Here is a 20,723-nt window from a genome sequence, read left to right as displayed (position 1 = left end):
AAACGGGGTGGCCGATGGGCCACCCCGTGTCGTTTCACGCGCTCGGGCGCCTCAGAACGGGATCTCGTCGTCGAAATCCGCGCGGCCGCCGCCTGCGGGGGCTGCGCCGCCGGCGCCGGCGCCACCGCCGTAGGACGGGCCTTCGTCGTAGCCGCCGCCCTGCGCGCCGCCGCGGTAGCCGCCGCCACCGCCGCCCTGGCCGCCACCGTCACGACCGTCGAGCAGCGTCAGCTCGCCGCGGAACGGGCGCAGCACGACCTCGGTCGAGTAGCGGTCCTGACCCGACTGGTCCTGCCACTTGCGGGTCTCGAGCTGGCCCTCGACATAGACCTTCGAGCCCTTGCGCAGATACTGTTCGGCGATCTTCGCGAGATTCTCGTTCAGGATCGCGACCGAGTGCCACTCGGTGCGCTCCTTGCGCTCGCCCGTCGCCTTGTCGCGCCAGGTCTCCGAGGTGGCGATGCGCAGGTTGCACACCTTGCCGCCGTTCGAGAAGGTGCGCACCTCGGGGTCACGCCCCAGGTTGCCCACCAGGATGACCTTGTTCACAGAGCCGGCCATGCAGTTCCTCCGCTGTGGCCGCGCGCGAGCTGCCGCGCGGCGATTCCGATTTGTCCGACCGGGTATAGAACAGCGCTTCCGCCCCGCCTAGGGGCCGGGGGCGGGAAACCGGCCTCAAACCCGGGGTGGAGAGGCCGAACCCGGGGTGGAGGCAGGCAAAAAGCCGCGCCCTCCATCCGCGTGCCGATGGTGCTGCACCGCGGCATCGGCGAGAGCGGCGGCACCGAGCCCGGGCATGTCGCCCCGGCCTTAGGGAGATCGTGATGACCCATTTCCGCAAGTTCACCGCCGCCGCCGTTCTGGCTTCGCTCGTTGCGGGCGCCGCGCTGCCGGCCGCTGCCGCCGGTGTCGATGCCGCGACGCAGGAACAGCTGCGCAGCAAGCTGACCCAGGAAGGCTATGAAGTGCGCAAGATCGGCACCGAGGATGGCCTGATCGAGGTTTACGCGCTGAAGGACGGCAAGAAGTTCGAGCTCTACTTCAACGACAAGCTCGAGCAGGTGAAGAACGGCGCGTCGGAGAACTGAGCCGGGCCGGGGCCGGGGGTGTCTGCCTCCGGCCCGCCCGCAGGAGGACAAGATGACCGCCACGCCCCTTTCCACCCCCGCCGAGCCCCGCCGCGACACGCGGATCTGGGACCCTTTCGTGCGGCTGTTCCACTGGACGCTCGTCGGCTGCTTTGCCGCGAACGCACTCGTCACCAACCCCGAGCACAGCCTGCACCATTACATCGGCTTCACCGTCGTCGGGCTGGTGCTGGCGCGCATCCTGTGGGGGCTGATCGGCACCCGTCACGCGCGGTTTTCCGATTTTCCGCCCTCGGTCTCGGGCGCGATCGAGCAGCTTTCCGAGATCATCCGCGGCCGCCGCCATGTTCATGCCGGCCATTCGCCGCTGGGTGCGCTGATGATCTACAACCTCATCGCGACGCTGCTGGTGATCGGCTTTTCCGGCTGGCTGATGACCACCGACACCTATTGGGGCGTGCAGTGGCCGGAGGATCTGCACAAGGCCGCCGTCACCTGGGCCGAGGTCTCGGTGCTTGCCCATGTCGCCGCGGTCTTCCTCGAAAGCCTGCGGCTGCGGATCAACCTTCCGCGCGGGATGATTACCGGCTACAAGTCGCTGCCAGTGAACGACACGGATAACGGCAGATGACCACCGAGCGGGGGGCTTCCCCCAAGCCGCGCCGTCGGCGCGAGGCCGCGCTGATCGCGCTGATGGCGGTGCAGATTCTCTGCTCCGCCTTCTTTGTTGCCGATGTCATCAGCGACACGATGGAAGCGGGCAGCATCTCGGCGCATCTCGATCTCGAGATGCTGGCGAACCTCGGCCTGATCGCGGGCATCGTGGTCGAGGGGCTGGTGCTGCGCGCCATGCTGGCGCGCGAGGCGCGCTCGGCACAGGCGCTGTCGGTGGCACGCGGCGCGCTCTCCACGCTGATGCAGCAGCGCTTCGAGGCCTGGGGGCTGACCCCTTCCGAGGCCGATGTCGCGGGCTTCACCATCAAGGGCTGCACGATCGCCGAGGTCGCGGCGCTGCGCGGCTCCTCCGAGGCGACGGTGAAGACCCATCTGAATGCGGTCTATCGCAAGGCTGCGGTCAGCGGCCGCGGCCAGCTCGTCTCGCTGTTCATCGAGGACCTGCTCGCCGGTCCGATCGAGGGCGGGGCGGTCGCGGGCTGAGCATCGGCAAGGCTTTGCCGATGGCGCCCGGGGCAGGGCACGCGCGGCGCTTTTCCTTTGCCGCGCTTTGCGTATAATCGCGACCGAAAAACAATTTTTGGTAGGGACGGATGCGGAAGATTGCCGGGGTGGTGACCCTCGGGCTGGCCGTAGCGCTGGCTCCTCTTGACGGAACGCAGGCCCGCGCCGAGGGGCTGCAGCTTTCCGGGGCCTCGACGAAATCGCGCGCGCTGCTGTTTCGCAACCAGACGCGCCTGCTCGACACCCGGCTGGCCGGGCAATATGGCAATTCCTCCCGGCTGCGGCCGAGCGGTGACGACGCGATGATCGGCGATCTGGCCGCGATGCCGCGCTATTCCGGGCGCTACCGCGGCCAGTATCTGCAGGCGGCGAAGACCGCCGCGGCGCATCACGGTGTGCCCGAGGACCTGTTCCTGCGTCTCGTGCAGCAGGAAAGCGGCTGGAATGCCACCGCCGTCTCGCCGAAGGGCGCGACCGGGCTTGCGCAGCTGATGCCGGGCACGGCGGCGCGGCTTGGCGTCGATGCGACGGATCCGCACGAGAACCTCGAGGGCGGCGCGCGCTATCTGCGGATGATGTACGAGCGTTTCGGCAACTGGCGGCTGGCGCTCGCGGCCTATAACGCGGGCCCCGAGGCGGTGGACAAGCACGGCGGCGTGCCGCCCTATGCCGAGACGGTGAATTACGTCCGGGTCATCTACGGCGGCTGAGGCGGCCCGCAGATCCCGCGACACCGACCCGCGACATCCCGATGAAAAAGGCGCGCCTTCCGGCGCGCCTTTTGCTTTCGCACCGCTGTCCCGGATCAGGGGATGATGCGGGTGTACTTGGTGCCGGCGAGCGAGGCACCGGCGATCAGCCCGGCCTGGCCGAAGACCAGCGCAATCACCGGCGCGAGCGAGGTGGTGGTGTCGGTGCCGATCGCGCCGCCACGGTCGGGCAGGGCGTAGCGCGCATCCGCGCCCACTTCCCAGCCGTCGTTGCGGCGGAAGTTGGCGAGCGAATCCTCGGTCATGAAGAACAGCGCATGGGCGAATTGCTGGGCGCCGATCTGGAAGCCGATCGAGGCCGAGGCGGCCGAGTAGTAATCGACCGTCACATTATTGATCCGCAGCGCGCCGCGGCCATAGGAGCCGCCGATGCCAAAGCCCGCCTCGGTCATCAGCGGCATGTAGAGCACGCCGCGCGCCTTGCCCATCAGCTCCTGCGTGCCGGGGTATTTCTGCAAAAGGTAGTCGCGCGTCGCATCGACGCGCGCATCAATCTTCGCCGCCCCGTCCGACCCGATGCCGTTGCCGCAGGCCGCGAGCCCGAGTCCGGCACCGCCGATCGCCAGAAGGGTTCGTCTGGTAAACTGTGTCATCCGCTCGCTCCGCTCATGGTCCCGGGCATTGTGGCTGCCCGCTGGCCACAAAGTATAGGGCAGAAACGCCGTCCTGCAACCGCCGGTTGGGCCGGGGTGCCGGCGCGCCGGGGCTTTCGGCAATCAGGCGCCGATCAGCCGCGCCGCCGCCGGGGCGAAATAGGTCAGCACCCCGTCGCAGCCCGCCCGCCGGAAGGCCATCAGGCTTTCGAGCATGACCTTGTCGTGATCGAGCCAGCCGTTTCGCACCGCCGCCATCGCCATCGCGTATTCGCCCGACACCTGATAGGCATAGGTCGGCACGCCGAAGGCGTCCTTCACCCGCCGGCAGACATCGAGATAGGGCATGCCGGGCTTGACCATCACCATGTCGGCGCCCTCCGCGAGATCGCGCGCGACCAGCCGCAGCGCCTCGTCGCTGTTGGCCGGGTTCATCTGATAGGTCTTCTTGTCGCCCTTCAGCGCCCCCGTCGCCCCGACCGCGTCGCGGAACGGGCCATAGAAGGCCGAGGCGTATTTGGCCGAATAGCTCATGATCGTGACGTTCTGGTGCCCGTCGGCCTCGAGCATGGTGCGCAGCGCGCCGATGCGGCCGTCCATCATGTCCGAGGGGCCGAGGATGTCGGCGCCGGCCTCGGCCTGGGCGCGGCCCATCTTCACCAGGCACTCGACGGTCTCGTCGTTCACGATCACGCCGTCGCGCACCAGCCCGTCATGGCCGTTCGCATTGAACGGGTCGAGCGCAATGTCGGTCATGATCGCGACCTCGGGCACCGCCGCCTTCATCGCGCGGATCGCGCGGTTGGTGATGTTCTCCGGGTCCCAGGCCTCCTCGCAGCCTTCGGTCCGGCACGAGGGGTCGGTGTAGGGAAAGAGGCAGATCGCCGGGATGCCGAGGCTTGCCGCCTCTTCCGCGGCCTGCACCGCGCCGTCGACCGTGCGCCGGAACACGCCGGGCATCGAGCTGACCTCGACATCTGCGCCGGGCACGTCGGTGACGAAGATCGGCCAGATCAGATCCTTGACCGACAGCCGGTTTTCCTGCGCGAGGTCGCGCAGCGCGGGCGTGCTGCGCATGCGGCGCAGGCGGGTCACGGGGAAGGGCGGAATGATCGGGTGCATGAGAAGCCTCCTGTGTCGTCCTTTCGGTGCCACGGATCGGCCCGGGCCACAACCCTGCTCACGCGGCCGTGTCCGCGAAAGCCCCGTTGCCAGAGGTTTTCCCCAGCGAAAACATCGTCTACTGTGCCACTGGCGGGGGCGGACGGGCCCGCCGGGAGAAAGGGCGACGCGGTGCTGCAGAACATCTTCCAGCTGATCGACATGCGGTCTTTTTCCAGCCTGTGGTACTGGATCGCGCTTGCCGTCACCTGGTCGACCACCTCGCACTGGGTGCTGGGCGTGCCCTTCGACATGGTCAGCCGCGCCCGCCGGCACGCGGGCCCCGGGGCCGACGAGCTTGTCACGCTCACCCGCATCAACGTCGCCCGGCTGCTGCTGATCGGGCGCGAGGCGGGGCTGGCGCTGACCCTCGTCGCCTCCTGCCTGCTCAGCCTGCTGGTCGTGCTGGGCTTCGTCTATCATTTCGAATTCGCCCAGGCGGCGGCGCTGATCCTGGTGCCGCTCTCGCTCGTCGGGCTGCTCAGCCTGCGCGCAGCGGAGCGGCTCGAGCCCGGGCTGCAGCCCGGCGGGCTCGATGCCGAGGCGGTGGCGCAGGCGCTGACCCGGCACCGTTTCCGCGTGCAGCTCGTCGGGCTGATGGCGATCTCGGTCACCGCGCTGTGGGGTATGTTCCAGAACCTCAGCCACTATTACGTGGGCTGAGCCCGGCCGGGCTCTTGACACCGCGGACGGGGCGGATACCTCCGGAAGCATGGAACATTTTCTGCTGTCCGGTGCCCCCGAGGGCTATGATGCGAAGCTGGTCGCGAAGGAGCTGTCCCGCGGCCGTCCGGTGATCCATGTCGCCCGCGACGATCGCCGGCTCGAGGCGATGCGTGCCGCGCTCGCCTTCTTCGCGCCCGAGGCGGTGGTGCTGTCCTTCCCGGCCTGGGATTGTCTGCCCTATGACCGGGTCTCGCCCAATCCCGAAATCTCGGCCGCGCGGATGGCAACGCTTGCGGCACTCGCCGCCGGTGTTCCCGGGCCCTTCGTGCTGCTCACCACGCTCAACGCCGCGATGCAGCGCATCCCCGCCCGCGCGCTTGTCGCCGCCTCGAGCTTCACCGCCCGCGTCGGCGGCCCGGTGCGCGAGGAAAAGCTGCGTTCCTTCCTCGTGCGGATGGGCTTTTCGCCGGTTTCCACCGTGTCGGAGCCCGGCGATTATGCGGTGCGCGGCGGCATCATCGACATCTACCCGCCGGGCGAGGCGGGGCCGGTGCGGCTCGACCTCTTCGGCGACGTGCTCGACGGCGCGCGCCGCTTCGATCCGGTCAGCCAGCGCACCACCGAAAAGCTGAAGGCGGTCGAGCTTGCCCCGGTGAGCGAGGTGATCCTCGACGAGGCCTCGATCACCCGTTTCCGGCAGAACTACCGCGTCGAGTTCGGCGCGGGCGGCGCGGACGATCCGCTTTACGAAGCGGTCTCGGCCGGGCGCAAGCACGCCGGCATGGAGCATTGGCTCGGCTTCTTCCACGACCGGCTCGAGACCCTCTTCGACTATCTGCCCGAGGCAAGCGTGATGCTCGACGACCAGGTCGAGCCCGCCCGGATCTCACGCTGGGAAGGGATCGCCGATCAATACGACACGCGGCGCGAGGCGATGACCCGGCGCGACCGGGTCGACACCGTCTACAAGCCGGCGCCGCCCGGGCTTCTTTACCTCGACGAACCCGCCTGGAAGGCGGTTCTGGCAGCGCACCGGGTGCTGCAGCTGCAGGTGCTGCCGGCGCCGCCCGGACCCGGCATCCTGAACGCCGGCGCCCGCATCGGGCGCAATTTCTCGCCCGAGCGCCAGCTTGAGAACGTCAGCCTGTTCGGTGCCTTGAAAGGGCATATCGAAAACCGGCTGCAACAGGGGCCGGTGGTTCTGGCGAGCTGGTCCGAGGGCGCGCGCGAGCGTCTGAAGGGGCTTCTCGAGGACGAGGGGCTCGGCGGCGCGACGCTCATCCGCGACGGGCGCGAGATCTCGGGCCTCGGCCTTGCGGTCTGGACGCTCGACGCGGGCTTCGAGGCCGAGGGGCTGACCGTGATCTCCGAGCAGGACGTGCTCGGCGACCGGCTCGTCAGCCGGCCGAAGAAGCGGCGCAAGGCCGAGAATTTCCTGACCGAGGCGCAAAGCCTGACACCGGGCGATCTGGTCGTGCATGTCGATCACGGCGTCGGCCGCTACAAGGGGCTCGAGACCGTCACCGCGCTCGGCGCGCCGCTCGACTGCGTGCTTTTGGAATATGCGGGCGGCGACCGGCTTTACGTGCCCGTCACCAACATCGAGCTGCTCAGCCGCTATGGCCACGAGGACGGGCTTCTCGACAAGCTCGGCGGCGGCGCCTGGCAGGCGAAGAAGGCCCGGCTGAAGGAACGCATCCGGCAGATCGCCGACCGGCTGATGCGGATCGCGGCGGAGCGGATGCTGCGCCACGCGCCGATCCTCGAGGCGCCGCATCACGAATGGGAGGCCTTCGCCGCGCGCTTCCCCTACAGCGAGACCGAGGACCAGCTGAACGCCATCGACGACGTGGTCGAGGACCTGAAATCCGGCCGGCCGATGGACCGGCTGGTGGTCGGCGATGTGGGCTTCGGCAAGACCGAGGTGGCGATGCGCGCGGCCTTCATCGCCGCCGCCTCGGGCGTGCAGGTGGCGGTGATCGCGCCGACGACGCTGCTTGCCCGCCAGCATTACAAGACCTTCGCCGAGCGCTTCCGCGGCACCGCACTCGAGGTCCGCCCGCTCAGCCGTTTCGTCTCGGCGAAAGACGCCGCGAAAACCCGCGAGGGGCTGGCCGACGGCACCGTCGATATCGTCATCGGCACCCATGCGGTGCTGGCCAAGGCGGTGAAATTCCGCACCCTCGGCCTGCTGGTGATCGACGAGGAGCAGCATTTCGGCGTGAACCACAAGGAACGCCTGAAGGAGATGCGCTCGGAAATCCATGTGCTCACCCTCACCGCAACGCCGATTCCGCGCACGCTGCAGCTCAGCCTGACCGGCGTGCGCGACCTCAGCGTGATCGGCACGCCGCCGGTCGACCGTCTGGCGATCCGCACCTATGTCAGCGAGTTCGACGCGGTCACCGTGCGCGAGGCGCTCCTGCGCGAGCGCTTCCGCGGCGGCCAGAGCTTCTATGTCGTGCCGCGGATCACCGACCTGCCCGAGGTCGAGGAGTTCCTGCGCACCCATGTGCCCGAGGTCAGCTTCATCACCGCACATGGCCAGATGGCGGCGGGCGAGCTCGACGCGCGGATGAACGCCTTCTACGACGGCAAGTATGACGTGCTTCTGGCGACGACCATCGTCGAGAGCGGCCTCGACATCCCGACCGCGAACACGATGATCATCCACCGTGCCGACATGTTCGGCCTGGCCCAGCTCTACCAGATCCGCGGCCGGGTCGGGCGCTCGAAGCTGCGCGCCTATTGCTACCTGACGACGAAGCCGCGCCTGCCGCTGACGCCGCAGGCGGTGAAGCGGCTGCGGCTTCTGGGCTCGCTCGACAATCTCGGCGCGGGCTTCACCTTGGCAAGCCAGGATCTCGACCTGCGCGGCGCCGGCAACCTTCTGGGCGAAGAACAGTCGGGCCATATCAGGGAAGTCGGCTACGAGCTCTATCAGGCGATGCTCGAGGAAACCATCGCGCGGCTGAAATCGGGCGAGCTGACCGAGGCCGAGGGCGACGGCGAATGGTCGCCGCAGATCAACCTCGGCGTGCCGGTGATGATCCCCGAAAGCTTCATCCCCGATCTCGACGTCCGGCTCGGCCTTTATCGCCGGCTCTCGGGGCTGACGACGAAGGTCGAGCTCGAGGGCTTTGCCGCCGAGCTGATCGACCGCTTCGGGGAGCTTCCGCGCGAGGTGAACACCCTGCTGCTGGTGGTGCGGATCAAGGCGATGGCGAAGCGCGCCTATATCGCGAAGATGGACGCGGGGCCGAAGGGCGCGACGGTGCAGTTCCACCGCGACAGCTTCCCGAACCCGGCGGGTCTCGTCGACTTCCTGCAAGGCCAGAAGGGCACGGCGAAGATCAGCGGCAACAAGGTGGTGGTGCAGCGCGACTGGACCTCGGACGCCGAGCGGATCAAGGGCGCCTTCGCCATCGCCAGGGACCTGGCCGAAAAGGTGATCGAGGCGAAGAAGGCTGCAAAGGCCTGAGCCCGGGACCATCCCTCCCGGGATTTGACCGCGCCCGGGACTTGACCGCGATCGGGACGCGAACGCCGCTTCCGCTTCCAATCGCGCCAAATATCCCGGGGGGTGAGGCCGCAGGCCGAGGGGGGCAGCGCCCCCCGTTCTTTGCCACCCGCCGAAAAGGAAAACGGCCCCCGGAGGGGCCGCATCCTGTCACGCTCTCGCGCGGATCATTCCCACTCGATCGTGCCCGGGGGCTTCGAGGTGATGTCATAGGTCACGCGGTTGATGCCCTTGACCTCGTTGATGATCCGCGTCGCGGTCTCGCCGAGGAACTCGTGGGAGAAGGGGTAGTAATCCGCCGTCATGCCGTCGACCGAGGTCACCGCGCGCAGCGCGCAGGCATAGTCATAGGTGCGCCCGTCGCCCATCACGCCCACGGTGCGGACCGGCAGGATCGCGACGAAGGCCTGCCAGATCTCGTCGTAAAGACCGTGCTTGCGGATCTGGTCGATGTAGACGGCATCGGCCTCGCGCAGGATCGCGAGTTTCTCGCGGGTGATCTCGCCGGGGCAGCGGATCGCCAGACCCGGGCCCGGGAAAGGATGGCGGCCGATGAATTTCGCCGGCAGGCCGAGCTCGCGGCCAAGGGCGCGGACCTCGTCCTTGAACAGCTCGCGCAGCGGCTCGACCAGCTTCAACCCCATCTTCTCCGGCAGGCCGCCCACATTGTGGTGCGACTTGATCGTCACCGAGGGGCCGCCCGAGAACGACACGCTCTCGATCACGTCGGGGTAGAGCGTGCCCTGGGCGAGGAACTCGGCGCCCTCGATCTGGTTCGCGTAGTTCTGGAACACGTCGATGAAGAGCCGGCCGATCGTCTTGCGCTTCACTTCCGGGTCCGACACGCCCTCGAGCGCGCCGAGGAAGAGCGCGCTCTCGTCGGCCGCGATCAGCCGCATGTTGTAGTGGTCGCGGAACATGGTGACCACTTCCTCGGCCTCGCCCTTGCGCAGCAGGCCGTGGTCGACGAAGACGCAGGTCAGGTTGTCGCCGATCGCCTCGTGGATCAGCACCGCCGCAACCGAGCTGTCGACGCCGCCCGAGAGGCCGCAGATCACCTTCTTGTCGCCGACCTGTTCGCGGATCTTGGCGATCGCCTGTTCGCGATAGCCCGCCATCGTCCAGTCGCCGGTGAAGCCCGCAAGCCGCACGAAGTTCTCGTAGAGCTTCGCGCCCTTCGGGGTGTGGTGCACCTCGGGGTGGAACTGCACGGCGTAGAAGTGACGCGCCGGATCGGCGGTGATCGCGAAGGGCGCGCCGGGCGAGGTGCCATAGACCTCGAAGCCCGGGGCGATGCGGCTGACATGGTCGCCGTGGCTCATCCAGACCTGCTCACGGCCGTCCTCGAACCAGCCCTCGAGCAGCGGCAGCGCGCGCGCGGTCGGGGTGACATAGGCGCGGCCGAACTCGGCGGTGCCATGGCCGGATTCGACGAGGCCGCCGAGCTCCTGCATCATCACCTGCTGGCCGTAGCAGATCCCGAGGATCGGCACGCCGAGGGTGAAGGCCGATTTCGGCGGACGCGGAGAGCCCTCGCGGGTGACGCTGTCCGGGCCACCCGAGAAGATGATTGCCTGGGGGGCGAAATCGGTCAGAAAGGCGTCGGTGACCTTCTGATAGGGATGGATTTCGCAATAGACGTTGAGCTCGCGCAGGCGGCGCGCAATCAGCTGCGTGACCTGGGAGCCGAAGTCGATGATGAGGAGGCGCTGATGCTGGGTCATGGCGAGGGAATAGGGGGGGATTTCGCCAAAAGCAAGAGCGCGGGGGCGCCGCCCCCGCACCCCCGAGGTATTTGTGGCAAGATGAAGGGAGGGGGGCTGCGGCGCGCCGCGTTCCGGGCAGCGAAAAGGGGCCCGAAGGCCCCTTTCGTCATTTCTCGGGAAGCAGGCCGCGCGGGCTGAAGCGCAGCACGAGGAGCAGGATCAGCCCCATCATCACCAGCCGCATATGCGGTGCCGAATCGACGAGATGCTGTTTCAGCGGCCCGTCCGCAAGCGTCGCGGTGACGACATGCATGATCTGCGGCCCCCAGACCTCGGCCTTGATCCAGACGAACCAGATCAGCATCCCGCCGAGCACCGAGCCCCAGTTGTTGCCGGACCCGCCGACGATCACCATCACCCAGATCAGGAAGGTGTAGCGCAGCGGGTTGTAGGACGACGGCGTCATCTGCCCGTCGAGCGAGATCATCATCGCGCCGGCGAGCCCGATCACCGCGCAGCCGAGGATGAAGATCTGCAGATGGCGGCCGGTGACGTTCTTGCCCATGGCCTCGGCGGCGACCTCGTTGTCGCGGATGGCGCGCATCATCCGGCCCCAGGGCGAGTTGAGCGCCAGCTGCAGCGCCCAGATCAGCACCAGCAGCACCGCGGCGAAAAGCGCGCCGTAGAGCAGCTTGACGGAGATCGTCGAGGCGGTGACCGGGTCGAGGCCGAAGGCCGCGGCGCGCTCGAGAAAGCCCGGGTCGGCCTGCAGATCGACCTCGTAGGGCACGGGCCAGGGGCGCGGGATGCCGGTCACGTTCAGCACACCGCGGTCGAGCCATTCCTCGTTCTTCAGCACCGCGACGATGATCTCGCCGATGCCGAGGGTGGCGACGGCGAGGTAATCCGAGCGCAGACCGAGGGCTGTCTTGCCGACCACCCAAGCGGCGCCGGCGGCAAGCAGCGCGCCCAGAGGCCAGGACAGCAGCGTCGGCAGGCCGAGCCCGCCCAGATAGCCCGCGGAGGCCGGGTTGATCGCCTGGATCGCGGCGACGGCCGGGTCGAAGATGGCGCGGTAGAGGAAGAAGCCCGCGATCAGCACGGCAAGGATCGCAAGCCCCTTCATCCGCGTCAGATGCCGGTTCAGCCAGACCGCGGCCATGATCGTGACGAGCGCGATCGCGAAGGCGAGCAGGATGCCCCAGCCGCCCGCGGAAAAGGCGCCCGGCGTCGGTTTCATCGACACCAGCACCGGGCCGAGCCCGCCAAGCGCGATGAAACCGACGACACCGGTGTTGAAGAGCCCGGCATAGCCCCATTGCATGTTCACGCCGAGCGCGAGGATCGCCGAGATCAGCCCCATGTTGACGATCCCCAGCGCGCCGTTCCAGCCGGTGGTGAAGGCCTCGATGAGGAGCAGCGCCGCCATCGCGGCAAAGAGCAGCGGTGCGCGCAGCTTGCCGCCCCGGGCGGCGCCAGGTTGACGGGTGCTCATACCGATTTCCCCTTGAAAAGGCCGGTGGGCTTGAACAGCAGCACGATGATCAGGATCGTGAAGCTCACGGCGAACTTGTATTCGGTCGACAACAGCTGCAGCAGGTTGTCGGACTGGTAGCCGGGGATCAGATAGATCGCGACCTTCTTCCAGGCATAGGTCACCGCCACCTCGGAATAGGCGATGATGAAGCCGCCGGCGATGGCCCCGAGCGGATTGCCCAGCCCCCCGACGATGGCCGCGGCAAAGACCGGCAGCAGCAACTGGAAGTAATTGAAGGCCTTGAAGCTTTTGTCGAGGCCATAGAGCGTGCCGGCGATCGTGGCGAGCGCCGCGGCGATGATCCAGGTCATCGCGACGACGCGGTTCGGGTTGATCCCCGACAGAAGCGCCATATCCTCGTTGTCGGAAAACGCGCGCATCGACTTGCCGGCACGGGTCCTTGCGAGGAACCAGAACAGCGCTGCCACCACGATCGCCGCGGTGATGACGGTGATCGCCTGGGTGGTGCGGATGGCGAGCGGTTCGGCAAGGCCGGTGGCCTTCTTGAACTCCTGCGCCGAGATCAGGAAGCGTGCGCCATCGGTGAACTTGATCTCGTCGACCCCGATCAGCACGCGGGTGAGGCCGTTCATCACGAACATCACGCCGACCGAGACCATGGTCAGCACCACCGGCGCCGCGCGCACCTTGCGGTAATAGGCATAGACGATGCGGTCGGTGCCGAGCACCAGAAGCGCCGTCGCGGCGATGCCGAAGGGCAGGGCGATCAGCGCCGTCGGCAGCGGACCGAAGCTGAGGCCCGCCGCCTGCAGCGCCCAGGTGACGAGGATGGTGATCGCGGTGCCGAAGGCCATGGTGTCGCCATGGGCGAAGTTCGAGAACCGCAGGATGCCGTAGATCAGCGTCACGCCAAGCGCGCCAAGCGCAAGCTGCGCGCCATAGGCGGTGGCGGGCACCACGACATAGTTCAGGATCGCGACCAGCGCGTTGAGGATGTCCATCTCAGCCCCCCAGGAAGGTGCGGCGGACCTCGGGGTCGGCCATCAGGGCGGCGCCCGTGTCGGTGTAGCGGTTCGCGCCCTGCACGAGCACATAGCCCATGTCCGCAATTTCAAGCGCTTGCCTTGCGTTCTGCTCGACCATCAGGATCGAGATCCCGGTGCGGGCGACCTCGATGATGCGGTCGAAAAGCTCGTCCATGACAATCGGCGAGACGCCCGCGGTGGGTTCGTCGAGCATCAGCAGTTTCGGCTTCGTCATCAGCGCGCGGCCGACGGCGACCTGCTGGCGCTGCCCGCCGCTGAGTTCCCCGGCGTTCTGGTGCCGTTTCTCGCGCAGGATCGGGAAGAGATCATAGACCTGCTCCATCGTGTCGCGGAAATCGTCGGTGCGGATGAAGGCGCCCATCTCGAGGTTTTCCTCGACCGACATCGTCGGGAAGACGTTGTTCACCTGCGGCACGAAGCCCATGCCCTTGCGCACGCGCTCCTGCGGGGACAGGCCGGTGATGTCCTCGCCATCGAGTGTCACCTTGCCCGCGCGCAGCCGCAGCATGCCGAAGACCGCCTTCATCGCGGTCGACTTGCCGGCGCCGTTCGGGCCGACGATCACCGCGATCTGGCCCTTTTCGACCTTCAGCGTGCAATCGTGAAGAATGTCGGCGGCGCCATAGCCGCCGGTCATGCTGGAAGCGTCGAGGAAGCTCATGCGACACCTCCGGGACATCCCATGACGCCTTGTTTGATCAGGAAAAATCCAATCATTGCACGGCCCCCGCCTTGACCTTGTTCTTGAGCCCGCGCCCGAGATAGGCCTCGATCACCGCCTCATTCTGCATGATCGTGTCCGGCGAGCCCTCGGCCAGAACCTTGCCCTCGGCCATCACGATCACCGGGTCGCAGAGCCGGCCGATGAAATCCATGTCATGCTCGATCACGCAGAAGGTATAGCCGCGCTCCTGGTTCAGCCGCACGATGGCATCGCCGATGGTGTTCAGCAGCGTGCGGTTCACGCCGGCGCCGACCTCGTCGAGAAAGACGATCTTCGCCTCGACCATCATCGTGCGGCCAAGCTCCAGAAGTTTCTTCTGGCCGCCAGACAGGTTTCCGGCACGCTCGTCCTTCAGATGGGAAATCGTCAGGAAATCAAGAACCTCGTCGGCCTTCTTCAGAAGCGCCGCCTCTTCCTCGGCGATCCGGCCGCGCTGGAACCAGGCGTTCCACAGCGTCTCGCCGGTCTGCCCGCCCGGAACCATCATCAGGTTCTCGCGCACCGTCATCGTCGGGAATTCATGCGCGATCTGGAAGGTGCGCAGCAGCCCCTTGTGGAACAACTCGTGCGGCGGCAGGCCGGTGATGTCCTCGCCATCCATCGTCACCGTGCCGGAGGTGGGCTTGTGCACCCCGGCGATGACGTTGAACAGCGTGGATTTTCCCGCCCCGTTCGGGCCGATCAGCCCGGTGATGGAGCCCGTCGCGATCTCTAGCGAAGCGCCATCGACGGCATGGAAGCCGCCGAAATGCTTGTGCAGGTTCTCGACCCGTATCATGCAGTCCCCTGTGACCTTCACTCTTTGCGTGAAGAATGCCGTTTTCGGCCTTGTTTCAAAAGGAACAGCCCGGATCGCTCCGGGCCGCCCCCAGGTTCTCCGTGCCGCCTCAGCGGTATTTCACGGTCTCGATCTTGCCGTCCTTGATGGTGATCTCGCGGAAGGTGCCCGCGGATTCCCCCGCACCGATCAGCTCGACCGAGGTGGCGCCGACATAGTCGATGTCCTTGCCTTCGGCCAGCAGCTCGAGGCCCTTCGCCAGCTCGCCGGGCATGATCTTCTCGCCCGGAGCGTTGGCGACGTCCATGATCTTGTCCTTGTAGACCTTCGGATCGGTCGACTTCGCCGCCTGCATGGCGAGCAGCATCAGCGCCGCCGCGTCATAGGCCTCGGCCGAGTAGATGCTCGAACCGTCGAAGCCCGCGGTCTTGGCCAGCGCGATGAACGCATCCTTGCCTTCGCCTTCCGAGGCCGGCATCTGACCGAACGAGCCGTCGAGCTCGGTGCCGAAGTTCTTCTCGAGCGTCGCCGCGACCATGCCGTCGGGCAGCACGAAGGTCGAGAAGGCGCCGGTGTCGAGCGCGCCGCGCAGGATGCCCGAACCGCCCTGATCGACATAGCCCGCCACCACGAGCGCATCGCCACCCGCGGCCGCCAGCGCGCCGACCTCGGCCGAATAGTCGGCCTTGCCGTCCTCATGCGCGGCGACGATGGTCACGGTGCCGCCCTTGGCCTTGAACGCCTCGGCGAAGCTGTCGGCCAGGCCCTTGCCGTAGTCGTTGTTGGTATAGGTCACCGCCACGGACTTGATGCCGTGTTCGAGGATGATGTCGGTCATCACTTCGCCCTGACGCGCGTCCGAGGGCGAGGTGCGGAAGAACAGGCCGTTGTCGTCGATCGTCGAGAGCGCCGGCGAGGTCGCCGAGGGCGAGATCATCACCACGCCGTTCGGCACCGCGACATTGGTCAGCGAGGCGATGGTCTCGCCCGAGCACATGCCGCCGACGATGCCCTTCACGCCTTCCGAGGTCACCATCCGCTCGACGGTCGCGGTGGCCGCGGCGGCATCGACGCAGGTGGAATCGCCGCGCACCGGGGTGACGGTGTCGCCGCCCAGAAGCTTGCCCGAGTCCGAAACTTCCTTCATCGCCAGCTCGGCGCCGGCAGCGATCGGCGGCGCGATCGATTCCAGCGGCCCGGTGAAGCCCATCGAGATCCCCATCTTGATGTCCTCGGCGAAGGCGCCGCCCGCGCACAGCGCGACGGCAGCCGTCGCCAGAAGCAGCTTCTTCATCTGTTCACTCCCCTGTTAGAACATGATTGCGGAAACGTTAGTCCCGCCTTTGGCAAAAGAAAATAGGGCAGCCCGCGGCGGATTGGCCGAAAATCGACCATCTGGGCAAGAATTGGGCGCGTTGACGCAACGGCGCGGCGCATCGCCGGCGCGGCTCAGAACTTTTCTTCCGGAAAGTCGATTCCCGTCAGGTCGCACTCGTCGGCATCAAGCTCGATCACGCTGGTCGCCGATGGCACGCCCGAGGCGCCGCGTTCGCGATAGGGGGTGGTCTGGTATTGTGCGCGGTAGCATTTCGAGAAATGCGAGGGCGAGGTGAAGCCGCAGGCAAGCGCCACATTGATCACGCTCATCTCGGTCTGCATCAACAGGTTGCGCGCCTTTTGCAGGCGGATTTCCATGTAATAGCGCTTCGGCGAGCGGCTCAGGTAGCGGCTGAACAGCCGCTCGAGCTGGCGCGTCGACATGCCGACCTCGGCCGCAAGGCGCGCCGGGCTGATCGGCTCCTCGATGTTCATCTCCATCCGCGCGATCACCTGCGCAAGCTTCGGGTGGCGCACGCCGATCCGGGTCGGGATCGACAGCCGCTGGCTGTCGCGGTCGGTGCGGATCGAGTTGTAGATCAGCTGGTCGGCGATGGTATTGGCCAGCGCCTCGCCATGGTCGAGCGCGATCATCTTCAGCATCAGGTCGACCGAGGCGGTGCCACCGGCGGTCGTCAGCCGGTTGCCGTCGATCACGAAGACCGCCTTCGACAGCGTCACCTCCTCGAAATCCTCGGCGAAGCTGTCCTGATTCTCCCAATGGATGGTGGCGCGCCGGCCGTCGAGCAGGCCGGCCTTCGCCACCGCCCAGGCCCCGGTGCACAGGCCGCCCACCGCCGCGCCGCGCCGCGCCTCGCGCCGCAGCCAGGCGAGGATCGGCTTCGTCGTCGCCTCGGCCACGTCGATGCCGCCGCACACCATCACCGTGTCGTCGCGGGTGACCTCGCCAAGCCCCATGTCGGCGCGCATCACCGTGCCGTTCGAACAGGTCACGTCGCCGCCGTCCTCGGAGGCGAGCTTCCAGTCATAGAGCTTCTCGCCGGAAACCTGGTTCGCCAGCCGCAAGGGCTCGATTGCACTGGCAAAAGCCATCAGCGTGAAGCGGTCGAGCAGCAGGAAGATGAAGCGCCGCGTGCGCCCGCCGGTGGCCAGGCGCAGGATGCCGTGCGAGGGGGCCGGTCGGGAATGGGTGCGGGGTGTCGTGGATGGGATGCGCATTTGCGACCGGGACCTTGTCGTTTCATGCACAGAAAGCAGGGAACGGGGCGTCTCGCAAGAGGGCATCGAAGCAATGCCGCGCGAAGGTCATTTTCGCGCGCGCCTGCGGAAAAACCGGTTTGTTCTCGCTAACGCCTGCCTTATAACCGCGCAACCTGTGAAAGTCCTGGAGGAGAAGATGGTCAAGGGGTGGACGAAGTCCGGCTGGCGCGCGAAACCGCGGGTGCAGATGCCCGACTATCCCGACACGGCGGCGCTTGGCGCGGTCGAGACGCAGCTCGCCAAGATGCCGCCGCTCGTCTTCGCCGGCGAGGCGCGCCGGCTGAAGGCGGATCTGGCGAAGGCCGCGCGCGGCGAGGCGTTCCTGCTGCAGGGTGGGGACTGCGCCGAGAGCTTTGCCGAATTCTCCGCCGACAACATCCGCGACACCTTCAAGGTGATGCTGCAGATGGCGATCGTGCTGACCTGGGGCGCGAAGGTGCCGGTGATCAAGGTCGGGCGCATGGCCGGGCAGTTCGCCAAGCCGCGCTCGGCCGCGACCGAGACGATCGGCGGCGTCGAGCTGCCGAGCTATCGCGGCGACATCATCAACGGCTTCGACTTCACCGCCGAGGCCCGCGTGCCCGATCCCTACCGGATGCTGCAGGCTTATACCCAGGCCGCGGCCTCGCTGAACCTGCTGCGCGCCTTCTCGACCGGCGGCTATGCCGACATCCACCGGGTGCAGAGCTGGATCGCCGGCTTCACCGACGAGGACGAGGCCGCGCGCTATCGCGAGGTGGCCGAGCGCATCGGCGATGCGATGGACTTCATGACCGCGGCCGGGGTGACCTCGGACACCGCGCATGAGCTCGCGAAGGTCGATTTCTACACCTCGCACGAGGCGCTGCTGCTGGAATATGAAGAGGCGCTGTGCCGTGTCGACAGCACCACGGGCATTCCGCTGGCCGGCTCGGGCCACATGATCTGGATCGGCGACCGCACCCGTCAGCCCGACGGCGCGCATGTCGAGTTCTGCCGTGGCGTGCAGAACCCGATCGGGCTGAAATGCGGCCCCTCGACCACGGCCGACGATCTGAAGGTGCTGATGGCGAAGCTGAACCCGGAGAACGAGCCCGGGCGGCTGACGCTGATCGCGCGCTTTGGCGCCGGCAAGGTCGGCGAGCATCTGCCGCGGCTGATCCGCGCGGTGCAGTCCGAAGGTGCGAACGTGCTGTGGTCGTGCGACCCGATGCATGGCAACACGATCAAGGCGGCGTCTGGCTTCAAGACCCGGCCCTTCGATTCCGTGCTGCGCGAGGTGCGCGAGTTCTTCGGCGTGCACAAGGCCGAGGGCACGATCCCGGGCGGCGTGCATTTCGAGATGACCGGCCGCGACGTGACCGAATGCACCGGCGGCGTGCGTGCGGTCTCGGACGAGGATCTGTCGAGCCGCTACCACACCGCCTGCGACCCGCGGCTGAATGCCTCGCAGGCGCTGGAACTCGCCTTCCTCGTCGCCGAGGAGCTGCAGGACCGGCGCGCGCTGCGCAAGGCCTCGGGCCTCTGAGCAGGGCGGCGACAGACTGGCACAAGGACCGCGGCCCGGAGCATCGCTCCGGGCCGTTCCCGTCATATCCTGCGGGATCGGTCTCAGGCGTTGCTGATGACGCGGAACATCGCGCGACGCTCTTCCGGCGAGCAGTCGGAGAGCGGGCGGGCCGCCAGGGGCGTGTCGAACTCGGGCAGGGCGGGCCGGCGGTGGCCGAAGACCGGGGCATCGAGGCCGATCTCCTCGGGGCGGACCGGCAGCGGCAGGGGGCCGGGCGTCGGCGCGCCGGCGATCACCGGCTCGACATGGGCCGCGATCACATCGAAGCGGCGCGGCAGCCGGCCGAAACCGTCGCCCTCGGCAACGAGGCAGCCAAGGGCGCGGGTGATGTCGCCAAGGTCGGATTTCATCGGCAGGATCAGCAGCCGCGCCTCGAGCCGGGGCCGGCCGGGGCCGCTTTCCGAAGCCAGCCGCAGGTCGGCGATCGCCGGACCGCCGAAGACCGCCTCAAGCGCCTCGGTGACATGCTTGCGGCCCTGCGGCGTGAACAGGGCGGTCAGCGGCATGCCCCGCACCTCCATCCCCATCAGCTCGTTCAGGTGCATGCCGGCAAGCCGGAACCGGCCGATGCCCGGCGCGACGCGTTCGAGAATGAAGGCGTATTCGAGGGCGCGCTCGATCCCGCGCGGATCGACATCGGCGCGCGCCGGCACCAGCCGGCCACGGCGCAGCGCCTCCCAATAGGCGCGCAGTTCCGAGGCAACCTGCATGCCGAGCCCCGCCTGCGCCCCGAAGTGGATCACCTTGTCGTCGATATCACGGTCCATCGCATCACCCGTTCCTGCGGCACAGGCGTTCCGCCTCCGCCGCCATCCATTGCAATGCCTCGTGCATTCTGCGGTTATGGGCTTTCAAATGGCCCCGGAGGCGAAATCCTTACCAAAACCTTAATATGCCATTTCCGGGCAAAAAGGGGAAAGAAAGTGTTAAATGGTTAACATCGCATCCGGCCCGCGCACGATCTCGATGACCGGCTTTGCCGCGCGGCAGGGCGGCGGGCTGGGCCATGACTGGGCCTGGGAGATCCGCTCGGTCAATGGCAAGGGCTTTGATCTGCGCCCGCGTCTGCCCGATGTCGAGGGGCTCGAGGCGGCGGTGCGGGCGGCGGTGGCCGCGGTGGCGGCGCGTGGCAACATCTCGCTGACGCTGCGGCTTTCGCGCAGCGAGGGGGCCGAGGGGCTGCGGCTGTCGGAGCCCGGGCTGCAGGCGGCGCTGACGGCGCTTGCACGGGTCGAGGCGGCGGCGGGCGAGCGCGGCCTTGCCCTTGCCCCGACACGGGCGGCCGACCTGCTGGCGCTGCGCGGCGTGATCGAGCAGGGCGCCCCCGAGGTCGCCGATCCGGCGGCGCTGCGCGCGGCGCTGGTGGCCGATCTGGCGCCGCTTCTGGACGATTTCGCCGCGATGCGTGCGGCCGAGGGGGCGCAGATCGGCGCGGTGATCGCGGCGCAGATCGACCGCATCGCGGCGCTGACCGAAGCCGCCGCCGAGGCCGCCGAGGCGCGTCGGCCCGAGACCGCGGCGGCGTTGCAGGCGGCGCTTTCGCATGTGCTCGAGACCGCGCCGGGCGCCGATCCGCAGCGCGTGGCGCAGGAGCTGGCGATGCTGGCGGTGAAGGCCGATGTCACCGAGGAGGTCGACCGGCTGCGCGCCCATGTCCGCGCCGCCCGCGCGCTGCTGGCCGAGGCGGGCCCCGTCGGCCGCAAGCTCGATTTCCTCACCCAGGAATTCGTGCGCGAGTCGAACACGCTGTGCTCGAAGTCGGGCTCGACCGCGCTCACCGCGATCGGGCTTGACCTCAAGGCCGTCATCGACCAGATGCGCGAGCAGATCCAGAACGTGGAGTGAGC

The 20,723-nt window shown here is 67.7% G+C and carries 19 protein-coding genes; 8 read left to right on the top strand and 11 right to left on the bottom strand.

The features are described 5' to 3' along the window. Positions 1–51: 51 nt before the first annotated feature. The gene (gene ssb / locus EOW66_RS14950) at positions 52–561 is read right to left on the bottom strand and encodes a single-stranded DNA-binding protein (RefSeq protein ID WP_128157104.1); all 510 of its coding nucleotides are present in this window, start codon (positions 559–561) and stop codon (positions 52–54) included. Between the two features lie 263 nt (positions 562–824). Here ssb and EOW66_RS14945 point away from each other — a divergent pair, with 263 nt between their 5' ends. The 4 genes from EOW66_RS14945 (at position 825) to EOW66_RS14930 (ending at position 2,977) form a co-directional block, all read left to right on the top strand. Beyond that, positions 825–1,088 (top strand): PepSY domain-containing protein, encoded by a 264-nt coding sequence (locus EOW66_RS14945; protein WP_113900263.1) that lies wholly within the window; start codon positions 825–827, stop codon positions 1,086–1,088. 52 nt (positions 1,089–1,140) lie between these two features. Beyond that, the gene (locus tag EOW66_RS14940; RefSeq protein ID WP_128157103.1) at positions 1,141–1,719 is read left to right on the top strand and encodes a cytochrome b/b6 domain-containing protein; all 579 of its coding nucleotides are present in this window, start codon (positions 1,141–1,143) and stop codon (positions 1,717–1,719) included. Then, the gene (locus tag EOW66_RS14935) at positions 1,716–2,246 is read left to right on the top strand and encodes a helix-turn-helix transcriptional regulator (RefSeq protein WP_128157102.1); all 531 of its coding nucleotides are present in this window, start codon (positions 1,716–1,718) and stop codon (positions 2,244–2,246) included. The genes EOW66_RS14940 and EOW66_RS14935 overlap by 4 nt, the downstream gene beginning before the upstream one ends. Positions 2,247–2,356: 110 nt before the next feature. After that, positions 2,357–2,977 (top strand): lytic transglycosylase domain-containing protein, encoded by a 621-nt coding sequence (locus tag EOW66_RS14930; protein WP_128157101.1) that lies wholly within the window; start codon positions 2,357–2,359, stop codon positions 2,975–2,977. A 95-nt stretch (positions 2,978–3,072) separates the two neighbouring features. Here the strand turns inward: EOW66_RS14930 and EOW66_RS14925 are convergent, their stop codons facing one another. Continuing rightward, on the bottom strand, positions 3,073–3,630 hold the full coding sequence (locus EOW66_RS14925) for a lipid-binding SYLF domain-containing protein (protein WP_128157100.1): 558 nt from the start codon (positions 3,628–3,630) through the stop codon (positions 3,073–3,075). Positions 3,631–3,753: 123 nt separating this feature from the next. Further along, complete coding sequence (hemB, locus tag EOW66_RS14920; protein ID WP_128157099.1) at positions 3,754–4,752, bottom strand: porphobilinogen synthase; 999 nt, start codon at positions 4,750–4,752, stop codon at positions 3,754–3,756. Between the two features lie 171 nt (positions 4,753–4,923). Between hemB and EOW66_RS14915 the strand changes: the two genes are divergently transcribed. Both EOW66_RS14915 and mfd read left to right on the top strand, forming a co-directional pair. Then, positions 4,924–5,454, top strand: coding sequence for a component of SufBCD complex (locus EOW66_RS14915; RefSeq protein ID WP_338054885.1), 531 nt, complete (start codon positions 4,924–4,926; stop codon positions 5,452–5,454). 49 nt (positions 5,455–5,503) lie between these two features. Continuing rightward, positions 5,504–8,938, top strand: a complete 3,435-nt coding sequence (gene mfd, locus EOW66_RS14910) for a transcription-repair coupling factor (RefSeq protein WP_128157098.1) — start codon at positions 5,504–5,506, stop codon at positions 8,936–8,938. A gap of 206 nt (positions 8,939–9,144) precedes the next feature. On the opposite strand, the gene guaA is transcribed toward mfd, so the two are convergent. The 7 genes from guaA to EOW66_RS14875 form a co-directional block, all read right to left on the bottom strand. Then, the gene (guaA, locus tag EOW66_RS14905) at positions 9,145–10,701 is read right to left on the bottom strand and encodes a glutamine-hydrolyzing GMP synthase (protein ID WP_128157097.1); all 1,557 of its coding nucleotides are present in this window, start codon (positions 10,699–10,701) and stop codon (positions 9,145–9,147) included. Positions 10,702–10,849: 148 nt separating this feature from the next. Continuing rightward, a complete protein-coding gene (locus tag EOW66_RS14900; protein ID WP_128157096.1) occupies positions 10,850–12,178 on the bottom strand; it encodes a branched-chain amino acid ABC transporter permease in 1,329 nt (442 codons plus the stop codon). After that, positions 12,175–13,182 carry a branched-chain amino acid ABC transporter permease gene (locus EOW66_RS14895; RefSeq protein WP_128157095.1) on the bottom strand — a complete coding sequence of 336 codons (1,008 nt, stop codon included), beginning with the start codon at positions 13,180–13,182 and terminating at the stop codon, positions 12,175–12,177. Before EOW66_RS14895 ends, EOW66_RS14900 begins: the two co-directional genes overlap by 4 nt. 1 nt (position 13,183) lies before the next feature. After that, positions 13,184–13,888: an ABC transporter ATP-binding protein gene (locus EOW66_RS14890; RefSeq protein ID WP_128157094.1), complete on the bottom strand. Its 705-nt coding sequence runs from the start codon at positions 13,886–13,888 to the stop codon at positions 13,184–13,186. A gap of 52 nt (positions 13,889–13,940) precedes the next feature. Beyond that, positions 13,941–14,729, bottom strand: coding sequence for an ABC transporter ATP-binding protein (locus EOW66_RS14885; protein ID WP_128157093.1), 789 nt, complete (start codon positions 14,727–14,729; stop codon positions 13,941–13,943). 109 nt (positions 14,730–14,838) lie between these two features. Continuing rightward, the gene (locus tag EOW66_RS14880; protein ID WP_128157092.1) at positions 14,839–16,023 is read right to left on the bottom strand and encodes an ABC transporter substrate-binding protein; all 1,185 of its coding nucleotides are present in this window, start codon (positions 16,021–16,023) and stop codon (positions 14,839–14,841) included. Between the two features lie 155 nt (positions 16,024–16,178). Beyond that, positions 16,179–17,285 carry a GlxA family transcriptional regulator gene (locus tag EOW66_RS14875; protein ID WP_128157091.1) on the bottom strand — a complete coding sequence of 369 codons (1,107 nt, stop codon included), beginning with the start codon at positions 17,283–17,285 and terminating at the stop codon, positions 16,179–16,181. Positions 17,286–17,463: 178 nt separating this feature from the next. Between EOW66_RS14875 and EOW66_RS14870 the strand changes: the two genes are divergently transcribed. Next, positions 17,464–18,834 (top strand): class II 3-deoxy-7-phosphoheptulonate synthase, encoded by a 1,371-nt coding sequence (locus tag EOW66_RS14870; RefSeq protein ID WP_128157090.1) that lies wholly within the window; start codon positions 17,464–17,466, stop codon positions 18,832–18,834. 83 nt (positions 18,835–18,917) lie between these two features. On the opposite strand, the gene EOW66_RS14865 is transcribed toward EOW66_RS14870, so the two are convergent. Next, positions 18,918–19,643 carry a PAS domain-containing protein gene (locus EOW66_RS14865; protein WP_128157089.1) on the bottom strand — a complete coding sequence of 242 codons (726 nt, stop codon included), beginning with the start codon at positions 19,641–19,643 and terminating at the stop codon, positions 18,918–18,920. Between the two features lie 163 nt (positions 19,644–19,806). Between EOW66_RS14865 and EOW66_RS14860 the strand changes: the two genes are divergently transcribed. Beyond that, positions 19,807–20,721: a YicC/YloC family endoribonuclease gene (locus EOW66_RS14860; protein ID WP_239017602.1), complete on the top strand. Its 915-nt coding sequence runs from the start codon at positions 19,807–19,809 to the stop codon at positions 20,719–20,721. The last annotated feature ends 2 nt before the right edge of the window (positions 20,722–20,723 follow it).

This window comes from Paenirhodobacter huangdaonensis, from assembly GCF_004022465.1.
In the GTDB taxonomy this organism is placed as follows: Bacteria; Pseudomonadota; Alphaproteobacteria; order Rhodobacterales; family Rhodobacteraceae; genus Rhodobacter; species Rhodobacter huangdaonensis.
This window is presented reverse-complemented; position numbering and strand designations above follow the sequence as displayed.